At 72.4% G+C, this 21742-nt stretch carries 20 protein-coding genes; 13 read left to right on the top strand and 7 right to left on the bottom strand.

Translation table 11 applies throughout. The features are described from left to right. Positions 1-2: 2 nt before the first annotated feature. Both mltB and D3A59_RS10270 read left to right on the top strand, forming a co-directional pair. Positions 3-1205: a lytic murein transglycosylase B gene (gene mltB / locus D3A59_RS10275; RefSeq protein WP_119154827.1), complete on the top strand. Its 1203-nt coding sequence runs from the start codon at positions 3-5 to the stop codon at positions 1203-1205. A gap of 80 nt (positions 1206-1285) precedes the next feature. Continuing rightward, complete coding sequence (locus tag D3A59_RS10270; protein WP_119154826.1) at positions 1286-1642, top strand: HPF/RaiA family ribosome-associated protein; 357 nt, start codon at positions 1286-1288, stop codon at positions 1640-1642. Positions 1643-1693: 51 nt separating this feature from the next. On the opposite strand, the gene D3A59_RS10265 is transcribed toward D3A59_RS10270, so the two are convergent. Genes D3A59_RS10265 through D3A59_RS10255 form a run of 3 tightly spaced genes read right to left on the bottom strand, consistent with a single transcriptional unit; the run spans position 1694 to position 6591 of the window. Continuing rightward, positions 1694-2650, bottom strand: coding sequence for an alpha-E domain-containing protein (locus D3A59_RS10265; RefSeq protein ID WP_119154825.1), 957 nt, complete (start codon positions 2648-2650; stop codon positions 1694-1696). A gap of 21 nt (positions 2651-2671) precedes the next feature. Further along, positions 2672-4099, bottom strand: a complete 1428-nt coding sequence (locus D3A59_RS10260) for a circularly permuted type 2 ATP-grasp protein (RefSeq protein ID WP_119154824.1) — start codon at positions 4097-4099, stop codon at positions 2672-2674. After that, a complete protein-coding gene (locus D3A59_RS10255; RefSeq protein WP_119154823.1) occupies positions 4096-6591 on the bottom strand; it encodes a DNA internalization-related competence protein ComEC/Rec2 in 2496 nt (831 codons plus the stop codon). The genes D3A59_RS10260 and D3A59_RS10255 overlap by 4 nt, the downstream gene beginning before the upstream one ends. A 92-nt stretch (positions 6592-6683) precedes the next feature. Here D3A59_RS10255 and D3A59_RS10250 point away from each other — a divergent pair, with 92 nt between their 5' ends. The 5 genes from D3A59_RS10250 to D3A59_RS10230 all read left to right on the top strand — a co-directional run bounded on the left by D3A59_RS10250 (position 6684) and on the right by D3A59_RS10230 (position 10700). After that, positions 6684-7139 carry a RidA family protein gene (locus tag D3A59_RS10250; RefSeq protein WP_119154822.1) on the top strand — a complete coding sequence of 152 codons (456 nt, stop codon included), beginning with the start codon at positions 6684-6686 and terminating at the stop codon, positions 7137-7139. Positions 7140-7229: 90 nt separating this feature from the next. Further along, positions 7230-8537: an ergothioneine biosynthesis protein EgtB gene (gene egtB / locus D3A59_RS10245; RefSeq protein ID WP_119154821.1), complete on the top strand. Its 1308-nt coding sequence runs from the start codon at positions 7230-7232 to the stop codon at positions 8535-8537. A 92-nt stretch (positions 8538-8629) separates the two neighbouring features. Continuing rightward, positions 8630-9637 carry an L-histidine N(alpha)-methyltransferase gene (gene egtD, locus D3A59_RS10240; RefSeq protein WP_119154820.1) on the top strand — a complete coding sequence of 336 codons (1008 nt, stop codon included), beginning with the start codon at positions 8630-8632 and terminating at the stop codon, positions 9635-9637. A gap of 69 nt (positions 9638-9706) precedes the next feature. Continuing rightward, a complete protein-coding gene (locus tag D3A59_RS10235) occupies positions 9707-10207 on the top strand; it encodes a disulfide bond formation protein B (protein ID WP_119154841.1) in 501 nt (166 codons plus the stop codon). Between the two features lie 136 nt (positions 10208-10343). Then, positions 10344-10700 (top strand): hypothetical protein, encoded by a 357-nt coding sequence (locus D3A59_RS10230; protein WP_119154819.1) that lies wholly within the window; start codon positions 10344-10346, stop codon positions 10698-10700. A gap of 42 nt (positions 10701-10742) precedes the next feature. Here the strand turns inward: D3A59_RS10230 and parC are convergent, their stop codons facing one another. From parC to D3A59_RS10215, 3 genes are all read right to left on the bottom strand, one after another. Continuing rightward, positions 10743-13064 carry a DNA topoisomerase IV subunit A gene (gene parC, locus D3A59_RS10225; RefSeq protein WP_119154818.1) on the bottom strand — a complete coding sequence of 774 codons (2322 nt, stop codon included), beginning with the start codon at positions 13062-13064 and terminating at the stop codon, positions 10743-10745. Positions 13065-13191: 127 nt separating this feature from the next. After that, complete coding sequence (locus tag D3A59_RS10220; protein ID WP_119154817.1) at positions 13192-13728, bottom strand: GNAT family N-acetyltransferase; 537 nt, start codon at positions 13726-13728, stop codon at positions 13192-13194. A 43-nt stretch (positions 13729-13771) separates the two neighbouring features. After that, the gene (locus tag D3A59_RS10215; RefSeq protein ID WP_119154816.1) at positions 13772-15760 is read right to left on the bottom strand and encodes a DNA topoisomerase IV subunit B; all 1989 of its coding nucleotides are present in this window, start codon (positions 15758-15760) and stop codon (positions 13772-13774) included. A gap of 111 nt (positions 15761-15871) precedes the next feature. Between D3A59_RS10215 and D3A59_RS10210 the strand changes: the two genes are divergently transcribed. The 6 genes from D3A59_RS10210 (at position 15872) to D3A59_RS10190 (ending at position 20804) form a co-directional block, all read left to right on the top strand. Beyond that, the gene (locus tag D3A59_RS10210) at positions 15872-17098 is read left to right on the top strand and encodes an MFS transporter (protein WP_240636017.1); all 1227 of its coding nucleotides are present in this window, start codon (positions 15872-15874) and stop codon (positions 17096-17098) included. Positions 17099-17110: 12 nt separating this feature from the next. Continuing rightward, the gene (locus D3A59_RS26670) at positions 17111-17239 is read left to right on the top strand and encodes a hypothetical protein (protein WP_272868066.1); all 129 of its coding nucleotides are present in this window, start codon (positions 17111-17113) and stop codon (positions 17237-17239) included. A 19-nt stretch (positions 17240-17258) separates the two neighbouring features. Continuing rightward, positions 17259-17804, top strand: coding sequence for a class I SAM-dependent methyltransferase (locus D3A59_RS10205; RefSeq protein ID WP_119154814.1), 546 nt, complete (start codon positions 17259-17261; stop codon positions 17802-17804). 72 nt (positions 17805-17876) lie between these two features. Beyond that, positions 17877-18758: a 4-hydroxy-tetrahydrodipicolinate synthase gene (gene dapA / locus D3A59_RS10200; RefSeq protein WP_119154813.1), complete on the top strand. Its 882-nt coding sequence runs from the start codon at positions 17877-17879 to the stop codon at positions 18756-18758. Positions 18759-18844: 86 nt separating this feature from the next. Next, complete coding sequence (bamC, locus tag D3A59_RS10195) at positions 18845-19990, top strand: outer membrane protein assembly factor BamC (RefSeq protein ID WP_419187247.1); 1146 nt, start codon at positions 18845-18847, stop codon at positions 19988-19990. 37 nt (positions 19991-20027) lie between these two features. Next, positions 20028-20804 (top strand): MBL fold metallo-hydrolase, encoded by a 777-nt coding sequence (locus D3A59_RS10190; protein WP_119154839.1) that lies wholly within the window; start codon positions 20028-20030, stop codon positions 20802-20804. 452 nt (positions 20805-21256) lie between these two features. Here D3A59_RS10190 and D3A59_RS10180 read toward each other — a convergent pair whose 3' ends face one another. After that, positions 21257-21736, bottom strand: a complete 480-nt coding sequence (locus tag D3A59_RS10180) for a hypothetical protein (protein WP_119154811.1) — start codon at positions 21734-21736, stop codon at positions 21257-21259. Between the last annotated feature and the right edge of the window lie 6 nt (positions 21737-21742).

Below are 21742 nucleotides of genomic sequence, written 5' to 3'. Positions count from 1 at the left end.
CGATGCCTGCCTTCCTCACTCCGGCCCTGCGCCGCAGCCTGTCGGGCCTGATCGCCCTTCCCCTGCTGAGCGCCCTGGCGCTGCCGGCCGAGGCCGCCGGCGACCGGCCCGCGTCCCGCTCCGCCATGCAGTCCAAGGCTGCCGCCGCGCAGAAGAGCCGCGCCAAGAAGCCCCACCGCGCGAAAGCGGCGGCGCTGGCGGCCGCGGCCGCCGCGCCGCTGGCGGTGCGTGCCGACGAGGCGCCGGACACGGTCACCTACGGCGGCCGCGAGGACGTGATGCAGTTCGCGCAGCAGGTCGCCGAGCGTCACAAGCTCGACGCCGAGTGGGTGCGCAGCGTGCTCGCGCAGTCGCGCTACCTGCCGAGCGTCGCGCGCCTGATCATGCCGCCGCCGGCCGGCACGCCGAAGAACTGGACCGCCTACCGCGCGCGCTTCGTCGAGCCGCGCCGCATCCGCGCCGGCACCGAGTTCTGGCGCAGCCACGCCCGTTGGTTGCGCCAGGCCGAGGAGGCCTACGGGGTGCCCGCCGAGATCGTCGTCGGCATCATCGGCGTGGAGACGCTGTACGGCCAGCACACCGGCAGCTTCCGCGTCGTCGACGCGCTGGCGACGCTGAGCTTCGACTTCCCCGCCGGCCGCCGCGACCGCAGCAACTTCTTCCGCGGCGAGCTCGAGCAGCTCTTCGTGCTCGCGCAGGCCGAGCGCCTCGACGTCAACGCGCTGCGCGGCAGCTATGCCGGCGCGCTGGGCCTGCCGCAGTTCATGCCGAGCAGCTGGACGCGCTACGCGGTGGACTTCGACGGCGACGGCCGCGCCGACCTGCAGGGCAGCGCGGCCGACGCGATCGGCAGCGTCGCGAACTACCTGGCGCAGTTCGGCTGGCAGACGGGCATGCCGACGCACTTCGCGGTCGCGCCGCCCCAGGACCCCGCCGACCGCGCCGTGCTGCTGGGCCCGGACATCCTGCCGAGCTTCACGGCCGCGGAGTTCGCGGCGCGCGGCGCGGCGCTCGATGCGCAGGGGCAGCGCTTCGGCGCCCACCTGGCGCTGGTCGAGCTGCAGAACGGCGCCGCGTCGCCGAGCTACATCGCCGGCACCCCCAACTTCTACGCGATCACGCGCTACAACTGGTCGTCCTACTACGCCGCGGCCGTGATCGAGCTCGGCCGGGAAGTTCGCGCCGCGCTCGCCCAGCCCGGCTGAGCGGCGGGCGCCGGGGGGCTGCGGCGGCATGTCGATTGCCTGCAGAAGGGAACTCAAACCCGGGAAGCAGGAGCCCAGACATGCAGATCCAGTTGAACACCGACAACAACATCGTCGGCCGCGACGAGCTCGCCGGCCGCGTCGAGGCGAGCGTCGGCGACGCGCTCGGCCGCTTCAGCGACCAGATCACCCGCGTCGAGGTGCACCTCGGCGACGTCAACAGTCACAAGGGCGGCGGCGACGACATCCGCTGCATGATCGAGGCACGCCTGGCCGGGCACGATCCGGTCGCCGTGACGCACCAGGCGGCCGACATCGAGCTCGCGCTCAACGGCGCGATCGGCAAGGTCCGGCGCGCGCTCGACACGGTGGTCGGCAAGCAGAACGACCATCAGGCCGCGGCGAAGCGCGACCAGTCCGGCCTCCCCGGCATCTGAGCGACCGTCTCCCTCGCGCGCCGCCCGGCGGCATGCGCCGCCGGCCCCCTCTCAATTCTGTCCCACCAGGAAGTCGCGGCTGATGCCGGCGCCCACGTCGTTGATGCGGTCGAGGAACTGCGTCAGGTAGGCGTGCAGCCCGGTGGCGAGGATCTCGTCGATGCTGCCGTACTGCAGGTCGGCGCGCAGGCGGCCCGCGCGCCGCACCGTCTCGCGCGACTGCTCGTTGGCGACCCGCCTCAGGTTCTCCAGCACCTCCTCGACGCAGGCCGCCAGCGAGCGCGGCATGTCCGAGCGCAGGATCAGCAACTCGGCCACCTTCTCCGGCTCGACCACCGAGCGGTAGACCTTGCGGTAGACCTCGAAGGCGGACACCGAGCGCAGGATCGCCGACCAGTGATAGAAGTCGTACTCGAGGTCCTTCTCGCTCGCGGCGCCGTAGAAGTCGGTCTGCAGCGCGTGGAACTTCACGTCGAGCAGCCGCGCGGTGTTGTCCGCGCGCTCGAGGAAGGTGCCCAGGCGCAGGAAGTGGAAGGACTCGTCCTGCAGCATCGTGCCGAGCGTGACGCCGCGCGACATGTGCGAGCGGAACTTCACCCACTCGAAGAATTCCGCCGGATCGCGCTGCAGGCTGCCGGAAGCGAGGCGGCGCCGGAAGTCGAGCCAGGTGTGGTTCTGCGTCTCCCAGACCTCGGTGGTGAGCGTGCCGCGCACCGCGCGGGCGTTCTCGCGCGCATGGCGCAGGCAGTTGTAGATGCTCGAGGGGTTGCGCTCGTCGCGCACCATGTAGTCCATCACGCCGCGCGCGCTCACCGCGCCGTAGCGCGAGGCGTAGTCGCCGCTGAGCTCGGAGATGCTCAGCAGCCCCTTCCAGCCGGCCTCGGCCACCGCGGCCGACTGCGGCAGCAGCGCGGTCTGGTAGTTGACGTCGAGCATGCGCGCGGTGTTCTCCGCCCGCTCCATGTAGCGGGCCATCCAGAACAGGTGGTCCGCGGTTCGTGAAAGCATTCAGGTCTCCGTGCAGCGTTCTCAGGCCTCGAGCACCCAGGTGTCCTTGGTGCCGCCGCCCTGCGAGGAATTGACCACCAGCGAACCCTCCTTGAGCGCGACGCGGGTCAGGCCGCCCGGCACCATCTGCACCTTGTCGCGGCCCGACAGCACGAAGGGCCGCAGGTCGATGTGGCGCGGCGCGATGCCGGACTCGACGAAGGTCGGGCAGCTGGAGAGCGCGAGCGTGGGCTGCGCGATGTAGCCGCCCGGGTTGCTCATCAGCTGCTCGCGGAAGCGGTCGATCTCGGCACGCGTCGCGGCCGGGCCGACCAGCATCCCGTAGCCGCCCGCGCCGTGCACCTCCTTGACCACCAGGTCCGGCAGGTGGTCGAGCACGTACCTCAGGTCCTCCGGTTCCCGGCACAGGTAGGTCGGCACGTTCTCGAGGATCGGCTTCTCGCCGAGGTAGAACTCGATCATCCTGGGCACGTAGGGGTAGATCGACTTGTCGTCGGCAATCCCGGTGCCGATCGCGTTGCACAGCGCGATGTTGCCGCCGCGGTAGGCGTCGAGCAGCCCGGCGCAGCCGAGCGTCGAGTCGGGCCGGAAGGCCTTCGGGTCGAGGAAGTCGTCGTCGACGCGGCGGTAGATCACGTCCACGCGCTTCGGGCCCTGCGTGGTGCGCATGTAGACGAAGCCGTCCCGCACGAACAGGTCCTGGCCCTCGACCAGCTCGACGCCCATCTGCTGCGCGAGGAAGGCGTGCTCGAAGTAGGCCGAGTTGTACATGCCGGGCGTGAGCACGACCACGGTCGGCTCGTTGACGCCGGCCGGCGCGACCGAGCGCAGTGTGTCGAGCAACAGGTCCGGGTAGTGGGCCACCGGCGCGACGCGGTGCTCGCCGAACAGCTCGGGAAAGAGTCGCATCATCATCTTGCGGTTCTCGAGCATGTAGCTCACGCCGCTCGGCACGCGCAGGTTGTCCTCCAGCACGTAATAGCTGCCGCTGCCGTCGGCGTTGGCCGCGCGCACGATGTCGATGCCGGCGATGTGCGAGTAGACGCCCCCGGGCACGTCCACGCCCATCATCTCGGGCCGGAACTGCGCGTTCTTCAGCACCTGCTCGGCCGGCACGATCCCGGCCTTGAGGATCTCCTGCCCGTGGTAGATGTCGTGCAGGAAGCGGTTGAGCGCGGTGACGCGCTGGCGCAGGCCCCTCTCCATCTCCCGCCACTCCTGCGCCGGGATGATGCGCGGGATCAGGTCGAAGGGGATGAGCCGCTCGGTGCCGGCCTCGTCGCCGTACACCGCGAAGGTGATGCCGACGCGACGGAAGATCATCTCGGCCTCGTCGCGTCGCGCCTGCATCAGCTCGCGCGGCTGTCGGCCCAGCCACTGGTCGTAGGTCTGGTAATGGTCGCGCACCGCGGTGCTGCTGGCCTGCATCTCGTCGAAGCTCTGTTTCATGGTTCGCTCTCCACGCCTGCCTGAAGAGCAACTTCCAGGCCAGTGCCACCGGTCGCCGGAACGGCCGCACCGGAGTGGTGCCAGTAGCGGCGCGCGCGCTCGCGCTCGCAGCGCCCCTGCCCGGCCGACCAGCGGTAGGCGCCGCAGCTGCTCGTCTCGACCACCGGCACGCCGCGCGCGCGCAGCCGCTCGAGCACCTCGCGGCTCGGGTGGCCGAAGCGGTTGCGGTAGCCGGCCTGCACCACCGCGACGCGCGGCCGCACCGCGTCGAGCCAGGCGGCGCTGCTCGACGTGCGGCTGCCATGGTGCGCGAGCAGCAGCCAGTCCGCGCGCAGGCTCGGCGCCGCGGAACGCACCAGCGCCAGCTCCTGCGCCGCCTCGATGTCGCCTGGCAGCAGCGCCGCGTGGCGTTCGTTGCTCACGCGCAGCACGCACGAGACCTGGTTCGGCGCGAGCGGCGGGCTGCGCTGCCCCTCGGCCGGGTGCAGCAGCTCGAAGCGCACGCCGTCCCACTCCCAGTGCCGGCCGGCGACGCAGGGCTGCTGGACGCGGCCGTCGAGCAGCGGGTGCCGGGGCTCCAGCGTGCCGTGCAGCGCCGCATGCGGCCAGGCGGCGAGGACGGCCGCGGCGCCGCCCGCATGGTCGCTGTCGCGGTGCGAGAGCATCAGCACGTCGAGCCGGCGCTCGCCGAGCGCGCGCAGCAGCGGCACCAGCACGCGCTGCCCCGCGTCGCTGCCGGGAGAGTAGCGCGGGCCGGCATCGAACAGCAGCGTGTGGCGCGCGGTGCGCACCAGCACCGCCGAGCCCTGCCCCACGTCGGCGGCGAGCAGCTCGAACTCGCCGGGCGCGGGCCGCGGCACCGGCGGCCACAGCAACGGCAGCATCAGGGGCAGCGCCAGCAGCCGCAGGCGCTGCGGCAGCGGCAGCACCGCGAGCGCGCCGCCGGCGAGCCCCGCGAGCACCGCCCACGGCGGCGCGGCGGCGGTGAGCCACTGCGCCATCGGCCAGCCCGCGAGCAGCTCCAGCCCCGCGGTGAGCGCCTCCACGCCGAGCGCCGCCACGTTCCACAGCGGCGGCAGCAGCACGCCGAGCAGCGCCAGCGGCGTGACCAGCAGCGTCACGACGGGAATCGCGACCAGGTTGGCGAGCAGCCCGACCAGCGAGACCTGGCGGAAGAACAGCAGCGTCAGCGGCGCGAGCCCGAGGGTGGCGCGCCACTGCGTGTGCAGGCCGCTGGCGGCGAGCGCGAGCAGCCGCGCACCCGCCTGGTGCAGCCGCGTGTCAGCAGGGCCGCCGGGCAAGACGGCGCCGACTGCGGCGCCCCAGTCCTGTGCGCCGTCCGAGGCCATCAGCAGCGCCACCGCCACGAAGGACAGCCAGAAACCGGGCTGCAGCAGCGCCCAGGGATCGAAGGCGAGCACGCAGGCAGCGGCGAGCAGCAGCGCCAGCGGCCAGGGCCAACGGCGGCCGAGCTGCGCGACCGCGGTGACGACGGCGAGCATCGCGACGGTGCGCTGCGCGGGCACGCCCCATCCGGCGAGCAGCGCATAGCCCGCGGCCAGCAGCAGCCCGCCCCAGCGCGCCGCCACCGGCGCCGGCAGCGCGAGCATCAGCCGCGCGTCGAGCCGCCACAGCCGGCGCAGCAGCGCCGCGCCGAGCCAGGCGAACATCGTCACGTGCAGCCCGCTGATCGCCATCAGGTGCGCGACGCCGGTGACGCGGAACACCTCCCAGTCCTCGCGCTCGATCGCTCCCTGGTCGCCGACCGCGAGCGCCGCGAGCACGCCCGCCGCGCGGGACTGCGGCACCTGCGCGAAGATCGCGTCGCGCACCTGCTGCCGCAGGCGGTCCACCGGCTGGCCGGCCCGATCGGACAGCCGCTGCGCCGGGCTGCGGGGCGAGGCGCGCACGTAGCCGCTCGCGCGCAGCCCCTGCTCGAACAGCCACAGCTCGTGATCGAAGCCGTGCGGGTTGAACAGCCCCTGCGGTCGGCGCAGCCGCACCGTGAAGCGCCAGCGCTCCCCCGCCCGCAGCGCGTCCATCGGCCCGGCCGCGCCCGCGTCCTCCCCCCAGCCCCGGTACCAACCGAGCGATACGCGCGGCGGCACCCGCACCGCGGCGCCCGCGCGCTGCGCCGACTCGACCTCGAAGTGGAAGCGCACGCCCGAGGGGCCCGGCTGCGGCAGGCTCGCGACGACGCCGGTGAGCTGAAGGTCCACGCCCTCCAGCGCCGGGTCGAGCGCCTGCGCGAGGCGCTCGCCGGCCCGCCAGCCGGTGAGCGCCCAGGCCGACAGGGCGGCCGCGGCGAACAGCAGCGCCGTCCCCGCCGCGCTGCGGCGCGCCCGGCGCCCCCCCGCCAGCAGGCCGAGCAGCAGCAGCGCGAGCGCGGCCGCCGCGGCATGCGCGAGCGGCGGCGGCAGCTCGCGCTGCTGCAGTTGCAGCGCGACGCCCGCGAGCCAGCCGAGCAGCCCCCAGAGCCACCATCCGCCCATCCCATCCCCCCGGACGCGTGTAGGATCGGCCGCGCCAGGCCGCCCCCGGCGGCCGGCCCGAACCCTCACGCAACTTTCCAGGAGAAGCCCGCATGTCCGTCTACGACCGGCTCAAGGAACTCGCCATCGAACTGCCGCCGGTGGCCACGCCCGCCGCCGCCTACCTGCCCTTCGTGCGCACCGGCAACCTCGTCTTCCTGTCCGGCCACATCGCGAAGAAGGACGGCAAGCCCTGGGTCGGCCAGCTCGGGCTGACGATGGACACCGCCGAGGGCCAGACGGCCGCGCGCGCGGTGGCGATCGACCTGATGGGGACGCTGCACGCCGCCGTCGGCGACCTGAACTGCGTGCGCCGCATCGTCAAGCTGATGAGCCTCGTCAACAGCACCGGCACCTTCACCGAGCAGCACCTGGTGACCAACGGTGCGTCCGAGCTGATCGGCCAGGTGTTCGGCGAGCGCGGCACGCACGCGCGCAGCGCCTTCGGCGTCGCGCAGATCCCGCTGGGCGCCTGCGTCGAGATCGAGCTGATCGCCGAGGTCGACTGACCCCCTCGTTCCGGGGTGCGGCAGGGCGCGCTGTGCCCGGCTGTTTCTGAAGTTCACACCCTCGGTCGCGCGCGCTGACATGATGGAGCGATGACCCTCCATGCTCCGTCGCGCACAGCCTCGCCGGACCGAGACCGCGCCGGGCCGCTGCGCGAGGCGCTCGCGGGGCGCTACCGGGCCTGCCGCGCGCTGACCGAGCGGCTGAGCGCGCCGCTCGGCGCCGAGGACCAGCAGCTGCAGTCGATGCCCGAGTGCAGCCCGACCAAGTGGCACCGGGCGCACACCACCTGGTTCTTCGAGACCTTCGTGCTCGCGCCGCAGGGCGTCGCGCCCTGGCACGAGGCCTTCGGCTTCCTGTTCAACTCCTACTACGAGGCGGCGGGCCCGCGCCACGAGCGGCCGCGCCGCGGCCTCGTGTCGCGGCCGGACGTGCAGACGGTCGGCGCCTACCGCCGGGCGGTCGACGAGCGCCTGCTCGAGCTGCTCGAGCGTTGCAGCGACGCCACGCTCGCCGACCTCGCGCCGGTGATCGAGCTCGGCATCGCGCACGAGCAGCAGCATCAGGAGCTGATCCTCTCCGACATCCTGCACGCCTTCTCGCTGAACCCGCTGCAGCCCGCCTACCGCGGTGCGGCGCTGCTGCCGGAGGCGGGCGACACGCCGGGGCCGCTGCAATGGACCGGGCATCTCGGCGGCGCGGTCGAGATCGGGCATGCCGGCGAGGGCTTCGCCTTCGACAACGAGGGGCCGCGCCACTGCGTCTGGCTGCAGCCCTTCGCGCTCGCGAACCGGCTCATCACCGTGGGCGAGCTCAAGGCCTTCATCAACGACGGCGGCTACCGCACGCCCTCGCTGTGGCTGTCCGACGGCATCGACTGGGTGCGCCGCGAGGGCATCGAGGCGCCGGGCCATGCGCGGCTCGACGGCGGGGAGCTGTTGGTGTTCGGCCTGGAGGGGCCGCGCGTGGCGTCCGACGACGAGCCCGCCGCGCACCTGAGCTTCTACGAGGCCGACGCGATCGCCACCTGGATGGACGCACGGCTGCCGACCGAGGCCGAGTGGGAGGTGGTCGCCGCCCGCGCCGACCCCGGCGCCCCGGGCCTCGACGACCCGGGCGGCGACCCGCTGCATCCGCTGCCCGCGCAAGGCAGCGCGCTGCAGCAGCTCCAGGGCTGCCTGTGGCAGTGGACGCGCTCGGCCTACGCGCCCTATCCCGGCTACCGGCCCGCGGCCGGCGCGCTGGGCGAATACAACGGCAAGTTCATGGCCAACCAGTTCGTGCTGCGCGGCGGCTCCTTCGCGACGCCGGCGGGGCACGTGCGCATCGGCTACCGCAACTTCTGGGCGCCGGCGACGCGCTTCCAGTTCAGCGGGCTGCGGCTGGCGAAGGACCTGTGAACGGCCCGCATCCCCACAACGAACCACGAACCAGGAACCGGAGGACCCGCGATGAATGCAGCCGCACTGAAGGCCGGCGCGGAGGCGGGGGCATGAGGGCCCCGCTGCGCGTCGACACGCAGCCGCTGTGGGACCCGGCGGTGATCGAGGCGGCGCGCCGCCTGCTGCACGAGCCCAAGTCGCTGCCCGCCTGGCTGTTCTACGACGCCGCGGGCTCGGCGCTGTTCGAGCGCATCACCGAGCTGCCCGAGTACTACCTGACGCGCACCGAGGAGGCGCTGCTGGAGGCCGAGGCCGAGGACATCCTCGCGCGCGCCTTCGCCGGGCCCGACCCGGGGCGCTATCCGCGCGCGTGGCCCGAGCGCGCGCCGGTGATCGCCGAGCTCGGCGCGGGCACCGCGCGCAAGACCGAGCGGCTGCTGCGCGCGGCGCTGCGCCGCGAGCCGGCGCCCGCCTACCTGCCCGGCGACGTGTCGGGCTCGGCGCTGCGCGCCGCGTGGGAGCGGCTCGCGGCGGGCTGCCCGGCGCTGCGCGTCGCGCCGGTGTGCGGGCCGCACGAGGCGCTGTTCGCCGCGCTCGCGCGGCTGCCGCAGCGCAAGCTGGTGCTGTTCATCGGCAGCTCGATCGGCAACTACGAGCCCGACGAGGCGCAGGCGCTGCTGCGCCGCCTGCACGAGGTGCTGCAGCCGGGCGACGCGCTGCTGCTCGGCACCGACATGTGCAAGCCGCTGGAGGTGCTGCTGCCGGCCTACGACGACGCGGCCCAGGTCACGGCGCAGTTCAACCTCAACATGCTCGCGCGGCTCAACCGCGAGGCCGGCGCCCGCTTCGACCCGGGCCGCTTCCGGCACATCGCCTTGTGGAACGCCGCGGCCTCGCGCATCGAGATGCATCTGGAGAGCCGCTGCTCGCAGCAGGTGCCGGTCGCGGCGCTCGGCATCGCGCTGCGCTTCCGCGAGGGCGAGCGCATCCACACCGAGAACAGCCACAAGTACGACGCCGCGTCCGTCGACCGGCTGCTCCACGGCGCCGGCTTCCGGCGCGAGCACAGCTGGCATGACGCGAAGCAGTGGTTCGGCCTGCACCTGGCGCGCGCCTGAGCCGCGTGCCGCGCAAGGAAGGCTGAAGGGGTCCGGGTCCGCCCGGCACTTCGGCCATACTTGCGCGCGATGAATCCGACCGCCCCGTCCTTCCTGAGCGCGCCGCGCCTGCTCGGCGCCGCCGCGCTGCTGAGCCTCGCCGCCGTCGGCGCCGCCCTCGTGACGCAGCACGCCTTCGGCATGCTGCCCTGCCCCTGGTGCATCCTGCAGCGCCTGATCTTCCTGCTGATCGCCGCGGTCTGCGGCCTCGCGCTGGCGTGGCGCGCGCCGTTGCCGCGCGCACTGCTTGCCGGCCTCGGCACGCTGCTCGCGCTCGGCGGCCTGGCGGCGGCCCTCTACCAGAATCGCGTCGCGTCGCAGTCCTCCTCCTGCGCGCTGACGCTGGCCGACCGCATCGTCGGCGCGCTCGGGCTGGAGTCGGCCGTGCCCTTCGTGTTCCGCATCGAGGCCTCCTGCGCGGACGCGGCGGTGGACCTGTTCGGGCTGCCCTACGAGGCCTGGAGCGGGGCGCTCTACCTGCTGCTCGCGCTGGCCTGCAGCGCCGCAGCGGTGCGCGCGCTGAAGCGCTGATCCGGAAATACCCGGGTTCCGCACGGCTGCCCGCCAAGTGCCCGCCCCTCCGGCGGGCATGCCCCCCGGGCGAACAGGGGGTCCTCGCTAAGCTCGTCCGCGCCGACTGCCACCTCATGTCGCAGCGGATCCACGCATGGCACCCACTCTGGACGTCCTCTTCTCCCCCTGGATCGATTTCTGGAACCGCTCGGCGCAACTCGCCGCGGTGCCGGCCCGGGTCGCAGGTCCCGGGCCGGATGCCTGCTTCATGCCCTGGGGCTGGGCGCCCTCGGACCTGCTCGAGTCGCAGCAGCAGCTGTGGGAGAAGACCTTCACGGCGAGCGAGATGTGGTGGACGCTGTGGATGAACACCTGCTCGCCGACGCTGCTGCTGAGCACGCGCGGCTGGGACGGCGAGGAAAGCCCGGCGCTGCGCCTCGTGCCGAAGACGGCAGAGACGGCGCAGGGCTCGAGCGGGACGCCGCTTCCGAAGCGGCTGCGCCAGGGCTGAGCCGGGCCGCCCTCCCATCCGGGCGCGGGCCACGGGGAGTCTTCAGGCGAGCGGGACCACCCGCTGCGCCTTGATCGGCAGCTCGACCGGCCGGCCCTTGCGGGCACGCTTGCCCACGTAGGACGCGAGCGCCGCGCCCTTGAGGTCCTCCTCCTTCGCCTTGCCGCCGCGCCCGGTGCCGAGCAGCTTCAGGCCCTGCGCGAACGAGGCGGCCGACAGCAGCGGGTCCTTGTCGTCGACCTCCATCAGCGTCAGGCCGCGCCCGCCCTTGGGCTGGTGCTTCAGCTCGGCGAGCTCGAACACCAGCAGCCGTCCGGCGAGGCTCAGGCACGCGACGCGCTGGTGCGAGGGCAGCACCGCCACCGGCGGCAGCAGCCGCTCGCCGGCTTCCAGGCTCAGGAAGGCCTTGCCGCCCTTCTGCCGCGCCACCAGGTCGCCGAGGCGCGCGAGCAGCCCGAAGCCGCCGGTGTTCGCCAGCAGCAGCATCGTGTCGGCCGCACCGGCGAGGTAGTGCTGCGGCTGCGTGCCGGACTCGAGGTCGATCAGCGTCGTGATCGGCTGGCCGTCGCCGCGCCCGCCCGGCAGCGCCGCCACGGGCACGCTGTAGCTGCGGCCGTTGCTGCCGAGCACGATCAACGCGTCCACCGTGCGGCACTCGAAGGTGCCGTGCAGCGCGTCGCCGGCCTTGAAGCCGAAGCTCGCCGGATCGTGGCCGTGGCCCTGGCGCGAGCGCACCCAGCCCTTCTGGCTGACGACCACCGTCACCGGCTCGTCGACCACGCGCACCTCGGCCACGGCGCGCTTGTCCTCCTGGATCAGCGTGCGGCGATCGTCGCCGAACTGCTTCGCGTCGGCCTCGATCTCCTTGACCACCGTGCGGCGCAGCACCGACGGGTTGGCGAGGATGTCCTCGAGCTTCTTCTGCTCGGTGCGCAGGGTGGCGAGCTCCTGCTCGATCTTGATCGCCTCGAGCCGCGCGAGCTGGCGCAGCCGGATCTCGAGGATGTCGTCCGCCTGGCGTTCGGAGAGCCGGAAGCGCTCGATCAGCGCCGCCTTGGGCTCGTCCGAGTGGCGGATGATGCGGATCACCTCGTCGATGTTGAGCAGCACCAGCTGCCGGCCCTCGAGCACGTGGATGCGGTCGAGCACCTTGCCGAGCCGGTGGCGCGTGCGGCGCTCGACGGTGCGCAGCCGGAACGCGAGCCACTCGGTCAGGACCTGGCGCAGCCCCTTCTGCGTCGGGCGGCCGTCGCCGCCGATCATCGTCAGGTTGATCGGCGCCGAGCCCTCGAGGCTCGTGTTCGCGAGCAGCGTCGTGACGAGCTCCTGCTGCGGGATGCGGCTGGTCTTGGGCTCGAAGACGAGCCGCACCGGCGCGTCCTTGCTCGACTCGTCGCGCACCGTGTCGAGCACGTTGAGCACGTTGGCCTTGAGCTGCTGCTGCTCGGCGGTCAGCGCCTTCTTGCCGGCCTTGACCTTCGGGTTGGTCAGCTCCTCGATCTCTTCCAGCACGCGCTGGCTGCTCGCGCCGGGCGGCAGCTCCGTGACGACGAGCTGCCACTGGCCGCGCGCGAGCTCCTCGATCTTCCAGCGCGCGCGCACCTTCAGGCTCCCGCGCCCGGTGCGGTAGGCCTCGCGGATGTCGGCCGCGCTGCTGATGATCTGGCCGCCGCCGGGATAGTCGGGGCCGGGCAGCAGCGCGTGCAGCTCGTCGTCGGTGAGCTTGTCGTTCTTCAGCAGCGCCACTGCCGCCGAAGCGACCTCGCGCAGGTTGTGGCTCGGCACCTCGGTGGCCAGGCCCACGGCGATGCCGCTGGCGCCGTTGAGCAGCACGAAGGGCAGCCGCGCCGGCAGCTGCCGCGGCTCCTCGGTCGAGCCGTCGTAGTTGGGCACGAACTCGACCGTGCCCTCGTCGATCTCGTCGAGCAGCAGCCGCGTGATCGGCGCCAGGCGCGCCTCGGTGTAGCGCATCGCCGCCGCGCCGTCGCCGTCGCGGCTGCCGAAGTTGCCCTGGCCGTCGACGAGCGGGTAGCGCTGCGAGAAGTCCTGCGCCATGCGCACCATCGCGTCGTACGCGGCGGTGTCGCCGTGCGGGTGGTAGCGGCCGAGCACGTCGCCGACGACGCGCGCGCTCTTGACCGGCTTCGGGCCGCCGGGCGTGGTGAAGGCCAGGCCCATGCGCTGCATCGCGTAGAGGATGCGGCGCTGCACCGGCTTCTGGCCGTCGCACACGTCGGGCAGCGCGCGGCCCTTGACGACGCTCAGCGCGTATTCGAGATAGGCACGCTCGGCGTAGTTCGCGAGCGTGAGCGAGTCGCCGGCCTCGTCGGCCGGCGCGGAGAAGTCGATCGTGGTCTGTGTCATGACAGGTCAGGCCGGTGCAGCGTCATTCCGCGCGGAAGACGGCGCACCGGCACGAAACGGGGAAGGCCGGACGGGCAGCGCGGCGCTCCCGGGCGCCGCGTGCGGCCCGCCGGCCGGAAACGGATCATCAGGCGGCGGCATTTTCCTGGCCGGCCGCGCTGCGCGCGTGGTACTCGGCCTGCAGCATCGACATCACGCGCAGCGACTCCCAGCCCTCGTCGGTCTTCACGCACTCGCGCAGCAGCCCCTCCTCGACGAAGCCCTCGCTGTCGTACAGAGCCTGCGCGCGGGTGTTGTGGAGGCGCACGTCGAGCCAGAAACGGTGCGCGCCGAGGTCCTCGAAGGCGACGCGCTTGAGCAGGCGCACGCAGGCGCGCCCGAGCCCGCGGCCCTTGGACTGGATCACCAGGCGCTTGAGCTCGATCGAGCGGTTCGGGTTGCGGCAGCCGATCAGGATCACGAAGCCGACCGGCTCGCTGCGCCCGGCATCGGTCGCCTCGACGACGAAGTGGCGGAAGTCGGGGAAGCGCACCGCGGCCTCGTGCTGCGTGCGCTCCCAGGGCGTGATCCAGGGCCGGTTGGCCTCGTCCTGCTCGATGCCGACGACGAAGTCCAGGTCGTCGATCAGCGTCGGGCGCAGACGGATGCGGGCATTGCCGATCATTCGGGGCTTTCAGTGAAGGAGGGGCGCGGCGCCGAGGCGGGCCTCAGACATCGATCTCGACCTCGTTGCCGTGCAATTCCATCAGCTCGCGGCGTGCCTGCGCCTCGCCCTTGCCCATCAGCTTCGTGAAGGAGCCCTCGGTGGCCCGGAAGTCGAAGGCGCCGTAGGCGACCTGCATCAGCCGGCGCGTGTCCGGGTTCAGCGTCGTCTCCCACAGCTGCTCGGCGTTCATCTCGCCGAGGCCCTTGAAGCGGCCGATCGACCAGCTGCCCTCGCGCGCGCCCTCCTTGCGCAGCTTGTCGAGGATCGCGGTGAGCTCGCCGTCGTCGAGCGCGTAGAGCTTCACGGCCGGCTTCTTGCCACGCGCCGGCGCGTCCACGCGGTACAGCGGCGGGCGCGCGACGTAGACGTGGCCGGTCTCGATCAGCTTCGGGAAGTGGCGGAAGAAGAGCGTGAGCAGCAGCACCTGGATGTGCGAGCCGTCGACGTCGGCGTCCGACAGGATGCAGATCTTGCCGTAGCGCAGGCCGGAGAGGTCGGGTGTGTCGGACGCGCCGTGCGGATCGACACCGATCGCGACCGCGATGTCGTGGATCTCGTTGTTGGCGAAGAGGCGATCGCGCTCGACCTCCCAGGAGTTCAGCACCTTGCCCCGCAGCGGCAGGACGGCCTGGAACTCCTTGTCGCGCCCCATCTTGGCGCTGCCGCCGGCGCTGTCGCCCTCGACCAGGAAGAGCTCGTTGTGCGAGAGGTCGCGGCTCTCGCAGTCGGTCAGCTTGCCCGGCAGCACCGCGACGCCCGAGCCCTTCTTCTTCTCGACCTTCTGGCTCGCGCGCTGGCGCGTCTGCGCCTGCTTGATGACCAGCTCGGCCAGCTTCCTGCCGTAGTCGACATGCTGGTGCAGCCACAGGTCGAGCGCCGGGCGCACGCAGAAGGACACCAGCCGCACCGCGTCGCGGCTGTTGAGCCGCTCCTTGGTCTGGCCCTGGAACTGCGGGTCGAGCACCTTGGCCGAGAGCACGAAGCTCGCGCGCGAGAACACGTCCTCGGGCAGCAGCTTCACGCCCTTCGGGAGCAGCGCGTGCATCTCGATGAAGCCCTTGACGGCCTGGAACAGGCCGTCGCGCAGGCCGCTCTCGTGCGTGCCGCCCGCCACCGTCGGGATCAGGTTGACGTAGCTCTCGCGCACCGGCGCGCCTTCCTCGGTGAAGGCCACGCACCAGGCCGCGCCCTCGCCCTCGGCGAAGTTCTCGACCTCGCCGGCGCCGGCGTAGTGCTCGCCCTCGAACAGCGGGATCAGCGGCTCGGTGGAGAGCGTCTGCTGCAGGTAGTCGCGCAGCCCGCCCTTGTAGGCCCAGGTCTGCACGTCGCCGGTCTTCTCGTTCGTGAGCGTCACCGTCACGCCCGGCATCAGCACCGCCTTGCTGCGCAGCAGGTGCACGAGCTCGTTCTTCGGCAGCTCGGCGCTCTCGAAGTACTTCGGGTCGGGCCAGACGCGCACGCTGGTGCCCTGCTTGCGCTCGCCCCGCGCCGCATCGCGCGTGGCGAGCGGCTCGATCACGTCGCCACCGCCGAAGGCGAGCGTCGCGACCTTGCCCTCGCGGTGCACGGTCACCTGCAGCCGGGTGGACAGCGCGTTGGTCACGCTCACGCCCACGCCGTGCAGGCCGCCCGAGAAGCTGTAGGCGCCGCCCGAGCCCTTGTCGAACTTGCCGCCGGCGTGCAGCCGCGTGAAGACGATCTCGACCACCGGCACCTTTTCCTCGGGGTGCAGGCCGAAGGGGATGCCGCGGCCGTCGTCGTCGACGCCGATCGAGCCGTCGGCGTGCAGCGTGACGGCGATGCGCCGGCCGTGCCCGGCCAGGGCCTCGTCGGCCGCGTTGTCGATCACCTCCTGCACGATGTGCAGCGGGTTGTCGGTTCGGGTGTACATGCCCGGTCGCTGCTTGACCGGCTCCAGGCCTTTCAGGACCCGGATCGATGCCTCGCCGTAGGCGGCGGAAGGCTTGCTGGAACTCGCTTTGGTAGCCATGGCGGGCGATTCTAGGGGCCCGCGCCCGCCCGTTTCGGCGCCGGGACAAGCCGCCGGGCCTGCCCCCGCCGCCCGGCAGGGACAGGGGCTTTCCGTTACAGTCCCCGCACCATGTCGCAAGCGCCCGCCTCCCCCGCCCCGACCCTCTCGATGACGCAGGTGCTGCTGTGCGGCGCGCTGATCGTCACGCTGTCGATGGGCATCCGCCACGGCTTCGGCCTGTGGCTGCAGCCGGTCACGATGGACCGGGGCTGGTCGCGCGAGACCTTCGCCTTCGCGATCGCGGTGCAGAACCTGATGTGGGGCGCGACCGGGCCGTTCGCCGGCATGCTCGCCGACCGCTTCGGCGCCTTCCGCGTGCTGATCGCCGGCAGCCTCCTCTACGCGCTCGGCCTGGTGCTGATGGGCCTCGCCACCTCGGGCCTGGCCTTCACCGGCAGCGCGGGCCTGCTGCTCGGCATGGCCCAGGCCGGCACCACCTACGCGATCGTCTACGGCGTCATAGGCCGCAACGTCGCGCCCGAGAAGCGCTCTTGGGCGATGGGCGTCGCCGCCGCGGCCGGCTCCTTCGGCCAGTTCCTGATGGTGCCGGTCGAGAACTGGCTGATCGCGGCCTTCGGCTGGCAGGAGGCACTGTTCGTGCTCGGCTGCGCGGCGCTCGCGATCATGCCGCTGGCCTTCGGGCTCAAGGAGCCGAAGGCGTCGGGCAACGCCGGGTCGCAGCAGAGCATCGGCCAGGCGCTGCGCGAGGCCTTCGGCTACCGCAGTTTTCAATTGCTGATGGCCGGCTACTTCGTCTGCGGCTTCCAGGTGGTGTTCATCGGCGTGCACATGCCGAGCTACCTGAAGGACCACGGCCTCGCGCCCCAGGTCGCGACCTACGCGCTGGCGCTGATCGGCCTGTTCAACGTCTTCGGCACCTACACCGCCGGCGTGCTCGGCCAGAAGATGGCAAAGCGCCACATCCTCGCCGCGATCTACGCGCTGCGCTCGGTCGCGATCGTCGCCTTCCTCGCGGTGCCGCTCACGCCCATGAGCGTCTACGTGTTCTCGGCCGTGATGGGCTTCCTGTGGCTGTCGACCGTGCCGCCGACCAACGCGACCGTGGCGCAGATCTTCGGCGTGCAGTACTTGTCGATGCTCGGCGGCTTCGTCTTCTTCAGCCACCAGATCGGCTCCTTCCTCGGCGTGTGGCTGGGCGGGCGTCTCTACGACATGACCGGCAGCTACGACATCGTCTGGTGGCTCGCGGTCGCGCTCGGCGTCGCCGCGGCGCTCGTGAACCTGCCGATCCGCGAGCAGGCGATCCAGCGCGCGCCGCTGGCGGCGACCGCCTGACGGGGATGCGGCATGCGCGGGCACTGGCGCACGGCGCTGATCTGGACGGCGGTCGCGCTCGCGCTCGCCGCGGTCTTCGCGCTCTACGCCGCGCCGGAGCTGGCGCGCGAGCTCGCCGACCAGGTCTGGGCCTGCTTCTGAACTCCTTCCATCTCCTGCCATGACGCACGGTCACGAAGACGTCTCCCCCTGGGTGCGGCGCTGGTCGCACCTCGTCCCCGAGCGCGCCGCGCTGCTCGACGTGGCCTGCGGCGGCGGGCGCCACCTGCGCTGGTTCGCGGAACGCGGCGCGAACGTCAGCGGCGTGGACCGCGACGCGGCGGCGGTCGAGCCGCTGCGCGCGCTCGGCGAGATCGTCGTCGCCGACATCGAGGCCGGCCCCTGGCCCTTCGCCGGGCGGCGCTTCGACGCGGTGGTGGTGACGAACTACCTGTGGCGCGCACGGCTGCCCGACATCGTCGCCGCCGTCGCCGAGGGCGGCGTGCTGGTCTACGAGACCTTCGCCGCCGGCAACGAAACGGTCGGCCGCCCCTCGCGCCCCGACTTCCTGCTGCGCCCGGGCGAGCTGCTCGACGCGGTGCGCGGCGAATTGCGCGTCATCGCCTACGAGGACGGCTTCCTCGACGGGCCGGCGCGCTTCGTGCAGCGCATCGTCGCGGTGCGCGAGCCGTCATCCGCCGCGCCGCCCGCGCGTTATCCCCTGTGACCCGGCCTTGACGCCGGCCCCGAGACGCCACGACCGGCTGGGTAGAATCGCCGGATCCAGAGGAACCACCGCATGAAACCGATTGTTGGCAGCATCGTCGCGCTCGTGACGCCGATGCACGAGGACGGCAGCGTCGACTACGAACGCCTGCGCGCACTGATCGACTGGCACATCGCCGAGGGCACCGACTGCATCGGCGTGGTCGGCACCACCGGCGAGTCGCCCACCGTGACGGTCGAGGAGCACTGCGAGGTGATCCGCGTCGCGGTCGAGCAGGCCCGGGGCCGCGTGCCGATCATGGCCGGCGCCGGCGCGAACTCCACGCGCGAGGCGATCGAGCTGTCGCGCTTCGCCAAGGAGGTCGGCGCCGACTGCACGCTGCAGGTGGTGCCCTACTACAACAAGCCGACGCAGGAAGGCATCTACCAGCACTTCCGCACCATCGCCGAAGCCGTGGACATCCCGGTGGTGCTCTACAACGTGCCCGGCCGCACCGTCGCCGACATGCAGCACGACACCGTGATGCGCCTGGCGCAGATCCCCGGCATCGTCGGCATCAAGGAGGCCACCGGCAACATCGAGCGCGCGATCTGGCTGATCCGCGAGGCGCCCGAGGGCTTCTCGGTCTACTCCGGCGACGATCCGACCGCGGTCGCGCTGATGCTGCTGGGCGGCCAGGGCAACGTGAGCGTGACGGCCAACGTCGCGCCGCGCGCGATGCACGAGCTGTGCATGGCGGCGATCAACGGCGACGCCAGGCGCGCGGCGGAGCTGCAGATGCAGCTGATGCCGCTGCACAAGCTGCTGTTCGTCGAGCCGAACCCCATTCCCGTGAAGTGGGCGCTGGCGCGCATGGGCCGCATCGGCCCGGCGCTGCGCCTGCCGCTCACCCCGCTGTCGAGCGCGTCCCAGGCCAGCCTGGAGCAGGCGCTGGGCCAGGCCGGCCTGCTGTAAAAGCATTGCGCGGGCCGCGCGCCCGCGCCGCGTCGCCGGGTGCCGTCCCGCCGCGCCCCCGAGAACCGGAGACCTCTTTCGTGACCGTGTCCCTGACCGCCCTCTCCCGCGCCCGTGGCCCGCGCCTGGCGCTGCTGTCGCTCGCCGTCGCCGCCGTGGCCGGCTGCTCCTCTGTGGGTTCTGCGCTGCAGGGCGACCGCGTCGACTACCGCAGCGCCGGCGCGAAGTCGGTGTCGCTCGAAGTCCCGCCCGACCTGACGCAACTCGCGAAGGAGCAGCGCTACCAGACCGATCCCGGCACCGGCGCCGTCAGCGCGAGCGCCTACCAGGCCGCGCCGGTCGGCATCCCCGGGGCGAGCCCGACGCAGCAGGTCGCGGTCCAGGCGCTCGGCAATGCCCGCATTGAGCGCGCCGGCAGCCAGCGCTGGCTCGTCACCGCGCTGCCGCCCGAGCAGCTGTGGCCGCAGGTGCGCGCCTTCTGGCTCGACAACGGCTTCGCGCTGAGCACCGAGCAGCCCGAGACCGGCGTGATGGAGACCGACTGGGCCGAGAACCGCGCGAAGGTCTCCGACGGTGCGATCCGCAACGCGCTCAGCCGCGTGCTGGGCTCGCTCTACTCGACCGGCGAGCGCGACCGCTTCCGCACCCGCATCGAGCGCGCCCCGGGCGGCGGCAGCGAGGTCTACATCAGCCATCGCGGCCTCGAGGAGGTCTACACCAACGCGCAGCGCGACACCACGCGCTGGCAGCCACGCGCGGCCGACCCGCAGCTCGAGGCCGAGATGCTGTCGCGCCTGCTGGTCAAGCTCGGCGCCAAGCCCGAACAGGCGCAGAGCGTCGTCGCCAACGCCCCGCAGCCGCCGCAGCGCGCGCGCGTCGTCAACACCGGCGGCCAGCCGGCGGTGCAGCTCGACGAGGGCTTCGACCGCGCCTGGCGCCGCGTCGGCCTCGCGCTCGACCGCAGCGGCTTCACGGTCGAGGACCGCAACCGCGCACAGGGCCTGTACTTCGTGCGCTACGTGGCGCCCGACGCCGCCGACGGCGAGAAGCCCGGAGTGATCGGCCGCCTGCTGGGACGCAAGGCCGGCGAGAACCAGGCCCAGCGCTACCGCATCGCGGTGCGCGGCGAAGGCGAGCGCAGCACCGTCACGGTGCTGGACGAGAAGGGCGGCACCGCGGCGGCCCGCGCCGCGCAGCGCATCGTCTCGCGCCTCGCCGACGACCTGAAGTGAAGCGCCGCGCCGCGGCGGGCAGCGACTGCCGTCGATGATGCGCTTTTGCAGCCTCGGCAGCGGCAGCACCGGCAACGCCACGCTGGTGGAGTGCCGCAGCGGCCGCACCGTCACCCGGGTGCTGGTCGACTGCGGGCTGTCGCTGCGCGAGCTGTCGCGGCGGCTCGGCGCGCTCGGGCTGGCGCCGGACGCGATCGACGCGGTCTTCATCACCCACGAGCACGGCGACCATGTCGGCTGTGCCGCGACGCTGGCGCGGCGCCACGGTACGGCGCTCTGGACCAGCCGGGGCACCTGGGAAGCGATCGGCGAACCCGAGTTGCCGACCGCGCCGAACTTCGCCGCGGACGGCGAGGAGATCGCGGTGGGCGACCTGAAGCTCTCCCCCTACGCGGTGCCGCACGACGCACGCGAGCCTCTGCAGTTGTGCATCGGCGACGGCGCGAGCAGGCTCGGGCTGCTGACGGACGCCGGCGAGAGCACTCCGCGCCTCGTCGAGGCACTGCAGCACTGCGACGCGCTGCTGCTCGAATGCAACCACGACCGCGCACTGCTCGCCGGCTCGCGCTACCCCGCCTTCCTGAAGGCCCGCATCGCCGGCAGCCACGGCCACCTGTCCAACGACAGCGCGGCGGAGATCCTCGGCGCCTGCCTCCACCCGGGCCTGCGGCACGTGCTGGCCGCGCACCTGAGCCGCGAGAACAACACGCCGGCGCTCGCCGCCGAGGCGCTGGCCGCGGTGCTCGGCTGCGCCGCCGGCGAGGTGCCGGTGGCCGATCCGATCACCGGCTCGGGCTGGCTGTCGCTGCGCTGAAGGTCCCGGGACCCCGGCCGGCGGCGCCCTTTCCCCCCGCAGAAACAAAAAAGCCGCCCGAGGGCGGCTTTCATGGCTTTCGCTGCAGGGCTTACTGCGAAGCGCCCGAAGCGGCCGGAGCAGCAGCGGCCGGCTCGGAGGCAGCGGCAGCCGGCTCGGAAGCGGCAGGAGCGGTGGTGTCGGCGGGGGCCGAAGCAGCCGGCGCCGGCGCGGGCTCGGGAGCAGCGGCCGGAGCAGCCGGTTCATTCTTGCCACAAGCGGCCAGGGCCAGGGCAGCGATCATGGAAGCCAACAGAAGCGACTTTTTCATTGCTTATTCCTCAAAAAGGTCTCGACCAAACCGGTTGTCTCGTGGAACCCTCCCTGAGGGTGCGGAGTTCCATCTAAAGACGGGGGACGACGAATTCACGCCCCAGCCTAGTGCGAAATTATATCTGCGGGTAAACCACAATTCATAGGCCGAGCACAAAGGCCGAAAACGTAGGGCTTGCCCGTTGCGAAAATACATCGCAACGCCCGCTCCATTCGCGCATCGCGTCGGGATCGGCATCGATCACGCCCCGGAAACGCGCGGAATCCAGCAGCCGCACCATTCGCAAGCCCGGTGCGAGCCACAGCGAGGGCAGCGCGCCCTCCTCGTCCTTCGGCCAGGCCCGGCACTCGACGATGTGCGACCACGAGCGGCGCCACGCCAGGAAGCGGGCATGCCGGCGGGGAAACATGTCGAAATGGTGTGCGACCAGCGTCAGGCGCCGGTGCGCGAGGCCCCAGCGACGCAGGCTGTCGTTCACGCCCGGCTCGCTCAGCGGCCAGTGCTCGAAGTCGGGATCGACCAGCCAGATCCGCGCGCAGCCCTCGCGCGCGGCGAGCGCGAAGGCACCGCGCAGCGCCTGCTCGAAGTCGACGCGCGAGGCGAAGGGCTGTGCGGGCACCCCCGC

It is taken from the genome of Caldimonas tepidiphila, from assembly GCF_003569765.1.
Taxonomy (GTDB): Bacteria; Pseudomonadota; Gammaproteobacteria; order Burkholderiales; family Burkholderiaceae_C; genus Caldimonas; species Caldimonas tepidiphila.
The sequence above is the reverse complement of the archived record's forward strand: the minus strand, read 5'-3'. Positions and strand labels throughout refer to the sequence as shown.